The following is a 12,635-nucleotide window of genomic DNA, read 5'->3' on the forward strand; positions in this document are numbered from 1 at the left end:
TGAACATATTTATTAACCAATAAAATAAATATAGTTAATTACTTGACAATATTAGGCAATTATATATATACTTGTGTTAAAATAAATAACCACTACCTAGTATTAATTCATGCTTTACACCATTAATAGACTCTTACATGAAAGCATCTATCCACAGTATTCTATTATTCGTTATTCTATTTGTTTATTTAGGTCCAATGAGTACTTTGGCGAAAGCCATGGGTGTAAATGAGCATACCACTAGTGATAATCCTAAAAATAAGCGGACAGATGTAAGGGAGCCTGTTCTGAAATCTGGATTTGACATCAAGCCGATTTCAATTAAACCTCAAGCACCTTTTAAATTACCTGTAAGCCTTTCACCAGATCCAATCCGATTTTCAATAGTAAGTAATAAAGACAGCGTCACTATAGGTGAAGAAGTTACAATTACATTAACTGCTGAATTATTACCCATTACCCAATCAATGCTCTTCTTTTTTGAAGAGCAAAAGGGCTACAGCCTGAAACTATTATTCCCAACAGGTTTTGTACAGACAGGAGGAGACTACTATCCATTTATCAATGATAAATTGACCAGTGATAGTAAGCAACAGGTGACGTATACAGTAAAGGGTTATTTTGAAAATATCAGTAATTCGGCCTCATTTATACTACTCCGGGGTCCGCAGGAGGTGCATACAAACAGCTTGTTTGAGCGAAAATCGGTACTGACACTATGGAGAAAAAATGAAAAACAAAAAACAGCTGATATTCAGGCATCAAGCCAAGAGATGCCATGTACTATTAGTGAAGTCTCAAATACAATTTTATATAGTAAAAATCCGGAAGGAGGATATGTAGTAACGATCGTAAAAAAAAAAGAGACACATGACATTGAATATAGTCTGAACGGCCTTGATTATCAACGTGAAAATACGTTTAATAATGCAGCAATAGCTGGTAAAATTTACCTTCGTTCTGTAAATAATAAAAACTGTCAGGCAATTCAGACCTATAATATTGCATCATACTACAACCAGTCAGATCCTGTAAAATCTACATCAAACAAAGTAGCAGAGCCAGGCAACTGTTCAATTGATGGGTTCAATGTTTTATCGTTTCCCTTGTGCACTGGAAATGGTACAGGAACAAAAAGTTTTGCAGCAGTTTTGAAAAACTGGGCAGGTTGTTCATCAGTTGGGGTATTTGAGAATTATAACGGAGTCTTTGTAAACAGCCTCAATTATGTTCCAACGTTAGCAGATCAAGGTCTTGTAACTTTTATATATAGTGAAACCGCTGTACCTCAACAAATATCTTTCCGATGCTATTGTTCTGACGGAAATGTAAAAAATCAAACAGTTACTGTACAGTCCTCACCACCGAGTACCTATAACCTTACCCCCACCTTATCTGACGGTTTACCAACTACGAGAAACGGTTGTGGACAGGGAGTGACTTTTTCTGCAACAGGATGTGGTACAAACGCTGCCTACCTGTTGAGTACAGTAAAACGAAACTATTTAGAGGAAGTCAATACAACAGGAGTTTTTTCTATTACATCAAATATACGATATGGTGATATTTATAATGAATATAAAATAGAATGTATCAACAGTTGTGGACAATTAATGACAAACTATGTTAGTATTACTGCCAACGTAGTTAATCTGTCAATTAATGGTCCGGGGTTAGGTGAAACAGATGCGTCAGGCATTACCAAGGTATGTCAGAGCAATAGCAATAATGTAACCTTAAATGCATCAGGTTGTCCTGCGGGTAGTACTATTGACTGGATTGGAACCGGTATTGTTACTCCAGGACAAAGCCAGTCGACGGTAAGTGTTTTAGTTGCAACCAGCAATGTATTTTCTTATACAGTCCGATGCATTACTCCATCGTTTACTTGTACTAAAAGTATTTCAATACTTGCAGTACCTCCGGTGACGTTAATTGCCAGTAATAACGGGCAATGTGCGACGGTTTCTACCCAGCTGGCTGTATCCGGAACTCAAAACGGTACGCCTATCAGCATTACTTCCTTAACCTGGGCATCCGCAATCAATCAGGTTTCTGTACCAGCTCCTTTCACAGTATTAGGGAACGGAACTTATGATGTGCGTGTGAGGCATCAAGGATGTATTTACACTGCTTCTACGACAATAACGGCAACATCGCCAGTTACACCCTTAGTCGTAGAACCTGATAGCAGAACCTATGCTATAGGTGAAGTAATTTCATTAGTTGCAGCTGCCTGCGCGGGTAATGATAAAAGTGTTTATTGGTATAGGGGATCAACCAGTATCGCAACGGGAAATGTTATCAGTTATACTGCCACACAAACCGCCACACTCTATACGCGCTGTATTGTAAATGGCTGTAGCAGCCCTAATTCAAACAGTATTACAATTAATGTCGCTCCGCTTGTTATAATTCCGGGCTCTCCGACTATCTGTTCAGGTTTACCCGTTTCTTTAACGTCAACGGGCTGTAATGGAGCTGTTTACTGGTTAAATACAAATACAGGTACTTTGTATAGTAGTAATGCCTCGATTATAACAATTGAATCACTTACCGCAAACACAATACTAAAAGTTAGTTGCGGGAATTCGCCAACAGCGCCCTTTAATACGGCAACAATTACTGTAAATCAGCCATCTTCTCCTTTTTCGTCTGTTACAGCATGCTCAAGTGCTCCATATTCAGGAAGAGTTGATGTCACACTGATAAACCCAACAAGGCCTACAGATGATTACAGGTATAAAATTGAAGGCTTAAGTGGTCAGATTGTAAATGAGGTATGGCGGGTTTTTCCTGGTTATCAATATCCATTTCAAAGCTTGCCGAATGGACGCTATCGAGTTAAGGTAGGAATCGGTGGAGAATCAGATACATGTCCGTCTTCAGCAACGGTACTGGTCAACTGCCCATCTACTTGTACGCTGACAGTTAATGGACTACCTGATTCAAATACATTAACCATAGGTACACTGCTTAGTTTAACAGCCATTCGACCGTCTTCAATGGGTACTTCTGAAAATTTTATTTGGATAGGCCCTTCGGGTAGTAAGTATTTTGTACAGAGCCCCACCAATACTACAACGACCAGTGTATCAGTAGTTGGTGATTACGGCTATTTAGCGCCAAATACAATTGGTACCTTTACATTCCGTGTTGAACAGCAAAACCTGCCATCCTGTTACAAGCAAACTTCCTTAACCGTTCTGCCGTTTGCCTGTGGATGTTCTGACTGTGATTTGCCTTCACTCTCAGCAACCTATAACTTATCTACTCTTCATACTGCATCAAATAGCCAGAATTATGTGGCTGAAACCATATTTCTTAACGCAGCGTCAACAGAGTTTAATCAAACTATATCTTATTTTGACGGATTAGGAAGGCCTGCCCAACAGGTGAGCGTTGGATCAGGCGGTAGCGCATATGATCAGGGTAGTCAGGGACAAGACATCATTACCATACAGGAATATGATGCTTTTGGTCGTCAGGCAAAAAAATACTTACCAATTTCTGATGCTACAAACGGAGGTGCTTATCGCAATACGATCCTTGAGAATACGATTAATAGCTATTATAATAATTCGCTCCTCCGATCCGGTGCGGCCTATGGTTTAACTCAATACGAAGCATCCCCGCTTAACCGGATCACAGGACAAACAGCTCCCGGCAGTGGCACGGTGGTAACGATTAATTATCGTGCAAATACAGCCAGCGATGGAGTAAAACTATTAACCTATGTATTCTCTACCTCTACAGTAAATGTATCCACCTATAGTGCAGGTGTACTTTATGTAACGGAAACAACAAATGAAAATAATCATAAAACGTCCGAATTCAAAGATAAGGAAGGCCGGATTGTATGCCGTGATATAGCTGGTCTGCGTACATACTACGTGTTTGATGATTTTAACCGGCTACGTTGTGTACTTCCTCCAAAAGCCGCTGGTTTATTAGCAAGTATAAGTTTTAACCTGTTTGACTCGTCGAATGATTTGATCTTTGCTTATGATTATGATCATAGAGGTCGTCAAATAAGAAAAAAAATACCGGGAGCCGGTATTACAATACAAGGATATGATCTACGGGACAGACTTGTAAGTAGTACTGATGCAAAGGGAGTTACTGTTATTACGAGTTATGACGGACTGGACAGGGTAGTTAGTACCAGTTTATCAGGTGGGCAAATGCTAACCCAAACGTACTATGACAATTATACGTTTGCCGGTAGCAAAAGCTTCGATGAGCTTCATGCCTATGGTCAGAAAAGGCTTGAGAATTTACAAGGCATGCAGACAGGTATTAAAGTTTGGGGGTTGGGTAATGCCAGTGCTCTAACTCAGATAACTGCTACCTATTATGATGAATTGGGACGCGTAATACAGACAATTGCTGATAATCATTTAGGAAGTGTTGATAAAGTATCTCATCAGCTTGATTTTGTTGGTCGGGAGATGCAAAACAAGCTGACAACCCGCAATAATTTAATTATTGAGACCAGACAAAGTTATGATCGTGCGAGCCGGCCAAAAGCCGTTTGTCAGCGCGTGACCGACTCTCAGAGTGCGGCAGACAATACGGCTGGTCAGTATTGGGAACCGGTAGCCAGGTACTCTTACAATGGTATTGGAGAGTTAACACGCAAAACATTGGGTTGTAATCTCCAGCAACTGGATTATACTTACCTGATGCGAGGCTGGCTGAATGATATTAACAAGCCAACAAATCTTGACCAGAATGGGGAGAAAGACCTTTTCGGCATGAGTCTGGCTTATGACAATATCGGAAATATCACTAACTGGCAATACCGTTCTGCGCAAAAGCAGGGAATGTACGCAGGTACTGCTATGCTAGCTCAAAATCCATTAATGGACTATTCCTTTTCATATGACAACCAGAACCGCCTGAAAACAGCCACGTTGAAGCAGAATACAACCACAGTTTTCAATATGGGTGGCGATGATACGGGAGATAAAATCCGTTATGATGACAATGGAAATATCCAAAACTTGAAACGCTGGTTTAAGAACGTTTTAGTTGACAATCTATCCTATACGTATACAACAAATAGTAATCAGCTGAGTAGTATAACGGATAATGGAGAAGTAAATAAAAATGATGGCTTTTTTAATGTAAATACATCTGCATACTCTTATGACGCTAACGGCAACTTAAAGTCTGATGATGGTAAGGGAATAGCGATCGCTACCTATAACCATCTGAATTTGCCTCAGAATGTAGTCAATTCTATAACAGGATCTGTTAGTTATACTTATAACGCTGTAGGTCAGAAACTACGGGCAAGTATGGGTACCAGCGGAAAAATTTACGATTATGTAAGTGGCTTATTGTATGAAAACAATACTTTAGAGTTTATACCTACAGCCGAAGGCCGTATTCTGCCGCCCGGTCGTGCAGTAAACCCGACGTCAACGACTGAGGTTATTACAAACCGATTCTACAGATATGAATATCAGTTGAAAGACCACTTAGGTAACTTACGGGTGGCTTGCCGTTGTCCTGAAATTAGCACAGCAGTCGTAGGCAGCAGTTTAGTCCCTGGCCCAAAGGATACCTATCCATTAATGGTTGTACAGGAAGAACATTATGATCCATGGGGATTAAGTCTGTCTGGACTAAGCACTCAGACGATGATAACCAGCAACCGGTTCAAATATAACGGCAAAGAAGATCAGAAAGGTTTAGACTGGATAGATTATGGAGCACGGATGTATGACCCGCAAATCGGGCGTTGGAATTCAGTAGATCCGCTGGCGGAGAATCATTATAATCATAGCCCTAGTATCTATGTTTTAAACAATCCTTTGTTATATGGTGATGCTTTTGGTCTAGATACGATAAGAGCAAATACAGCACAAACCATTCATCAAGGTGATGTAATAATATTAGACAATGGGTCGATGATTACTTCAAGCACTGATGATGTCGAAGTTAAAATTAATAGAGAACCAAATCAGAATGAAGAGGCAAATGCTGTACCAATTGCATATCCATGGGCTTTTCAAGTAGGCACAGGAATAGGTCGCGGCCTATTGACTGGTGCAAAAGCAACCGCAACAGCGGGAGCATTGGCTGTTGCATTGGTATTGATGCCAACGTCTGCTGAGGCGCCTGGAATCAAGTTTGGTAATCAGACAGCAACCCCGCCGCCCTACATTCTTAAGTCAAATCCTACACAGGATAAAATGTTAACACCAGGGGAAATAAAACGTCTAGAAGATGGTGGCGTAGATGTGCATGAGTTAAAAGGTAATAAGAAAACTGGCCAAAAAGACCTTTATAAGAAGCCTAATGGAGATATATTAATAAAGCCTAAAGGAGGCGGAAAAATGGAAGGTGAAGAGACTGGATACAATATAAAAGATTTTTAAAATACTTAATTCAAAAATTGATAACTTTTCTCTAAAAATGGAAAATAAAGTCATATTTAAAATACATGATTTTGAGTGCCCTTATGAGGTCATTACTAAAACTCTTGATTTGATCCCTACTAAAGCATGGCTTAAGGGGGATAAGGTTGATACCATAAGTAATAGAATCCGGTCTAGTAGTCTTTGGCAAATTGAATCGGACATACCAAAAGAAAACCCTATCAATGAACATATTTCATTCATGATAGGTATACTTTCAGAAAAAAGATCTGCGATAAAGTTATTAACAGAAAAATATGAATGTGAGTTTACAATTGTCTCAAAATGTAAGAAGGAAATTCATTATAATTTTGGAGCATACTTAGACTCAAATGCTCTAAAATTAATTGCTCACTTGAACCTATCGGTTGACATAGATATATATTTTTTATAAATTATTTTTGCTCGTTTTTCACAATTATAATACATTAACTAACTATTGATATTTTTTTACACCTATTTTCACTTATATATTAGCGGAGCAAATTAACCACATTGCAAACTACGCAGTTAAGGCACGAATATTATTTAACAATTTTTCGAATCTTAACACTCTCTTTAGAATAAATATGATTACCAGCAAAAATACTGATCATATTCATTACAATTAGAATCTTTTTTTATTTGCCATGAAACACCGTTTATTTTTTTTCTTTACGAAGACTAAACGTCTCAAAAGAATTTCTGCTTTTTTGACAGAGATTATCGTATACGCTATTGCTATATTTGGATTACAAGTGGATGCGTTAGCACAAACGACATCTCCCCCTTCGTCCACAACTACGTCTCCTCCAAGTTCAGTTACATTCAACAAATCTACACTTGATTATTCGGGTGTAGATTATGCCAATATCCGCCCTGCGTCTCCAAATGCGGCAGCTTTGGGAACCTACGGAGAAATACCGGTCAGCCTTTATACAGGCACACCTAACATTCAGATACCGCTTTACGAGCTAGCCGGAGTTGAATTAAAGTTACCGCTTTCATTATCATACAGAGCATCAGGTATACGAGTTGATGAAAACGCTTCGTGGGTGGGGCTAGGCTGGAGTCTGGAAGCCGGTGGCGTTATTACACGCACAGTTCGTGATAAAGCAGAATTCGAGGCAAATGCTACACGTGCTGTATTACCATTGAGTACCAATACTTCGTCGTTTAATCAGTTGCAGAGTATTAACTATCTGGATTTCGAAGCTGATATTTTCCATTATAATTTTATGGGTTATTCAGGAAGCTTTGTATTTGATGCTACAGGAAAACCCAAATTCAGTAATACAACTAATTTTAGCGTAACGTATAAAGCACCTTCAAGTCCTGACTATCAAAGTGGCTTTATAATTGTGACAGACAATGGAAATACATTTGAGTTTAAAGCAACTGAAACAACAAGTACGGGCGCTTCTTCTGTTACAGCCTGGTTTCTTACTAAAGTGACATCTGCATCCGAAAAGGAAACGATACTATTTTCCTACACCGAGGAAATTTACAGTTATAACACACCAATAAGATTTTCCAAAATGATTACACCCAATGGTACAGGATCCTTTCTTTTGCCAAAGGGATATTCAGAAGAACCAAGAATTCATTATGGTGTATATATAGCTGGTAAACGGCTCAGTCAGATTACATTTCAGGGATTAGGTACAGTAGAGTTTATCCCAAGCATTGAAAACAGGAAAGATTTATCGATGCAAAACGCAGCTTATTCTGCAAAATACCTTGATGAAATCCGCATAAAAGATATTAATGGAACACAGAAAAAAAGATTTGATCTGGAATATGAATTTGTAAAAACAAATGATACATATCCAGGTACGTCCGGAGCTATCTGTACTACGCCTGAATCATGTACCTATCTCAATTACAGATTATATTTATCGGCACTCAAAGACATATCTGATCCGGCGTTGAGTAACCCACCAACATATCGTTTTGGTTATTATGACCGTACACCGCAAGGAGAAGACCGGCTTCCGCATCGTGTTTCTGCGGCTCAGGACCATTGGGGCTATTTTAATGGAAGAAATTATAACCAGGATTTATGGCCTGGTTTCTGCGGCCCTTTCGGAAGCGCCGACCCCAACTTTAGGCTCAATCTGTGTTATCCAGGAGCAGGCACCACTTCACTAGCTTTATGGCAGGTTGGGCGTGCAAACCGTGAGCCTGCTTTCCCCGCCAGTAGATACGGGAGTTTACAAAAAATTACCTATCCGACAGGTGGTCAGAGTGAGTTTATATATGAGCCACATCAATACCAAAGTATCGGAAGCACAGCAGTTACTCAACCGACTTCTGATGAATTATATTGTTTTGGTATTGAATTACCTCAGCATTATGCAGGCGGATTGCGTATAAAAGAAATAATAAACCGCATTGATGGGTTGCCCGTGAAGCAAACAGAGTATCAATATGAAGATGGCGTTTTGCGGGCCAAGCCTCATTACTATACATATTTCCACTACCCGTATACTACAGGTACAGGTTATAGGAAGTCATTTTACCCTAATTGCTCCCAACCAACTCAGGAAGCCGAATTTCACCTTTTTGCAGAGGTTAATTCAGGAATGGTAACTGATCACGGATATAGAGGAGGCACTCATATAGGTTATGGAAAAGTAACAGAAAAACAATTTTCGTTAGTAAATAACGCACGTGTTTATAATGGCCAAACTATTTATGAATATAGTACAGAAAAGACATACCCTACAGGCCCTACTAGCGGAGATAATATTACCTATGTGTTTAGCTATAATTCCACGTCAATTACCGACTCTGATATAATACCGATAACAAATCAGTATTTCTGGCCCTATTTCCCGGGGCGGAACTGGGATTGGGCACATGGTCAATTACTTAAAAAGACTGTTAAAAATACGACCGGCCAGACAGTCTATCTACAAGAATCTGTTTATACAAATACTGATGTAAGCCTAGTTCCTGCAGCCAAGGTATTTCAGGTCCGGCAAGACAAGGATTACTTCTTCTTAAACTATGATTTTATAGAAGGATGGCCTCGTTTAACATATCAGACAGAAACGACTTATGATCTGTCAGGTCAAAATGGAATTACTGTCATAAAACAATTCGATTATGCAAACAGCAACCATAAATATATAACGAGTGAACAGAGTACAGGAAGTGACGGGGTAACGCTACAGACTAACTACTCCTATGTTGGCGATTATCTTAACTCAGCAATGGGTGGAACTATCAGTGCGCTAAAAAGCAGGAATATATTAAACAGGTTAATTGGTAAACAATCTATTCGCAACGGACTGACGACCGAACATAAAATTACAGGGTATAATGCGGATGGACAACCGGTTTCAACTTATGAGTTAGAAACTACAAAACCTGTTAGCATAGTAGTAAACGCTAATTCCATAATTCCAAATTCTTCAGGGAGCGCGGTTTATACACAAAAGAACCTATTGACATACTCAAACAAGGTACTACAGACTGTAACGCAGATCGATGGAATGAATACTACATATATATGGGGGTATAATTCAATGCGTCCGGTAGCTGAAATAAAAAATGCAACAGCAGCTCAAGTTGAAGCAACAGGTGAAAATCTGACATCATTGAACAGCAGTAACGTTTCTGAGGCAACTATTAGAACAACATTATCAAATCTTCGTGCTAAGTTACCTCAAGCACTGGTAAGTGGCTTTACTCATGATGTTTTATTCGGACCAACATCTGAAATTAATCCGGCAGGGATTACTTCTTTCTACCAATATGATCTATTAGGCCGCTTAAAGCAGGTACTCAATAACAATCAAAAACCTGTAAAATCGTATACCTATTCTAATCGTATACCAGGACCGACTATCACAACAGGTATAACAGCCATAAGTATTGTTGCAGGTCAGGGCTTTACTTATACAGTACCGGCCAATACGTTTTCGGACCCGAATCCTTTAATATACATTATTGAATCTACAGGGGCCCCCGGATGGGTAACAATAAATGGGGCTACTATTTCAGGTACAGCACCGGGTACAGGAATTGGTACAACAATAAACTTGAGTATTAAGGCACAAAACCAGTCAGGAGGTATAACATATGCTACACTCCCTGTTGTAATCGTTGGAACGGCTTCTCCGTTAACAATACTTCAGCCGTTATATAATTGCCAGACAGGAAATGTTACTTTCCGTTACTCCGGGGGTGACGGAACTGCGGTAGAATACAGGGCACTACTGGTGAACAACTGGCAGTCTAGTACTAACACCTTTATCTATAACCCTAACAATGACGATCCGGCATTAACCTTGCAGGCACGACAATTAAATAGACAGGAAACAGCTGTTAGTTATACGTGGGATTGGAAAACTCAGTGTCAGGCAACTAATTTACAACCACAAGTAACACAACTGATTCCCAGTTCAACGGTAAGTGTTGGGGAAAACTTCACAGTAAATTTGGCAAATCACTTTAATGATCCTGAAAATCAATCCATGACATTTACAGTTACCGGATTACCTGCAGGATTAAACGTAAGTGGTGCTGGTATTATTTCTGGAGCGCCTAGTACAACAGGCACATATACACTGACCGTAAGAGCAACTGATATTTTCAGCGCCACTGCTACTACTTCTTTTGTCCTGACCGTTAACCCTGCTACAGTGCAGCCCTTAGCATTAACCTTACCAACTTATGATTGCACTACTAAAAGCTTTGCATTTAATACAACAGGGGGTAATGGTACTACTATTGAATACTTTGCAATTGGCATAACAGGTTGGACTACTCAGCGCACTGGACATACGGCAGAAAAATATTGTGATATTCCATACTATACACTTAATGCCAGACAAAGTGGTACGACAGTCTCATTCACGTGGTATTTTAAGAATCAATGTACTTGTGAATAGAACTGATAAGTATAGAGTTTAGTGATACAGAAATGGTGTACACTGTAAGTGTACACCATTTCTGTATCAGCCACTTCCCTCACTGATCTCTACGCCCCCGAATCAAACAGCGGAGACAAGACGGCTTCCGTACAGTTGAACCGGAAAAAGTATTTCCGGTAGTTGATGAACTCAAAATCCGGACTGTTGGCGTCAATACCGCTGAGTATCTTCCATTTTTTTGTCACTGGCTCGTAGATCAGGAACGTGTAGGGAACAGCTTTGTCGATTTTTACTTTTAAATACGTCCCGTATTGTGAATCCTTGACTGTGAGCTTTTTAAACCCGTTCCCCGACTTTACGAGTGAATCGGGTAAGGCCACTGCCCCATTTACCAGCCCGTCTGCGTAACCAGTATAAAGCGCTAAACGCGCTTTTGCGGGCTCACAACTCCCTGCCACCTGAAATACCTGGTATACCGCATTGGCGGCCGGAATCGGAACGGCGGCCGTTCTGGCGGCTCCGCTATCATCGGGCTCACTGAATTCAACGAGCTGTATGTTGTTCAGATCAGTAACGGGCTGCGGGTCTTTGGGCTTATTGCAGGCTACCAAGGCTACCAGTAATAGCACTGCGATCAAATAAATACGTTTCATTGGCCTTGCTGATTATTCGATTAGTTGTTCCCCGCTGTCCTCACGTTCGCATGAAATAAAGGTCCAGTTACGCCGGTACGGGAAGTACAGAAACATGTCATCTTCGGTCGACCATCTGGCAATCACATTCCATTTTTTTGCGTCACGATTGCGAACCAGCACCAGATAGTTTTTACTTTTATCGATTACACGTTTAAGAAACTTCTCATAGAATGCGGGCTTTACAGTTGAGATTGAAAAACCGTTTGCTGTTTTAACAGCGATTTCGTCTACCGTTCTCTGACTCAATTTTAAACTACCGGCTGCACTCGTTTCCGCATAGAAAGCCAACTGTTGCCCTGTAGCCGTACCCGTCGTTGAGCATGGATTCACTACTTTAAAAACCGCATAGATTTTATTCGCGGCCGGTATTGCGGTTGCCGCTCTTGCCTCAGTGGCTGTTTCCACGTCGAACAATTCAGGGATACTGTTAAGGTCAGCATGGATTATGTTGTCCCCCTTTTGCAGATAGGGTGGCTGAACGTCGTTGTTTGACTTACAGGCCATTAGCGCTCCCACTATCAAGGCCATGATTATCAGTGCATTTTTCATTTTGAAGTAAATGAAAGCCCCGACGTTGGCCGGGGCTTGGTTTGTTGGTTTACTGTCAGCGGTTTGCTTATTAATTAATCCAAGTTGCGAGATAGTTAATC

General features: G+C 40.2%; 5 protein-coding genes. 3 read left to right on the plus strand and 2 right to left on the minus strand.

What is annotated here, in order from left to right; genetic code table 11:
* The first annotated feature begins 137 nt into the window (after nt 1–137).
* From BLX24_RS31575 to BLX24_RS32035, 3 genes are all read left to right on the plus strand, one after another.
* Entirely contained in the window at nt 138–6,389 is a 6,252-nt protein-coding gene (locus BLX24_RS31575) for a DUF6443 domain-containing protein (RefSeq protein WP_083421773.1), read from the plus strand.
* 37 nt (nt 6,390–6,426) lie between these two features.
* Nucleotides 6,427–6,822 carry a DUF4279 domain-containing protein gene (locus BLX24_RS03960; RefSeq protein WP_071501727.1) on the plus strand — a complete coding sequence of 132 codons (396 nt, stop codon included), beginning with the start codon at nt 6,427–6,429 and terminating at the stop codon, nt 6,820–6,822.
* Nucleotides 6,823–7,057: 235 nt separating this feature from the next.
* Nucleotides 7,058–11,308 carry a putative Ig domain-containing protein gene (locus BLX24_RS32035; RefSeq protein ID WP_143092562.1) on the plus strand — a complete coding sequence of 1,417 codons (4,251 nt, stop codon included), beginning with the start codon at nt 7,058–7,060 and terminating at the stop codon, nt 11,306–11,308.
* Nucleotides 11,309–11,397: 89 nt separating this feature from the next.
* Here the strand turns inward: BLX24_RS32035 and BLX24_RS03970 are convergent, their stop codons facing one another.
* Both BLX24_RS03970 and BLX24_RS03975 read right to left on the minus strand, forming a co-directional pair.
* Nucleotides 11,398–11,943, minus strand: coding sequence for a hypothetical protein (locus BLX24_RS03970; protein ID WP_071501729.1), 546 nt, complete (start codon nt 11,941–11,943; stop codon nt 11,398–11,400).
* 12 nt (nt 11,944–11,955) lie between these two features.
* Nucleotides 11,956–12,635, minus strand: a 680-nt coding sequence (locus BLX24_RS03975; protein ID WP_218160670.1) for a hypothetical protein, incomplete at its 5' end; no start/stop codon positions are given.

The sequence above is a fragment of the Arsenicibacter rosenii genome (assembly GCF_001870735.1).
Taxonomy (GTDB): Bacteria; Bacteroidota; Bacteroidia; order Cytophagales; family Spirosomataceae; genus Arsenicibacter; species Arsenicibacter rosenii.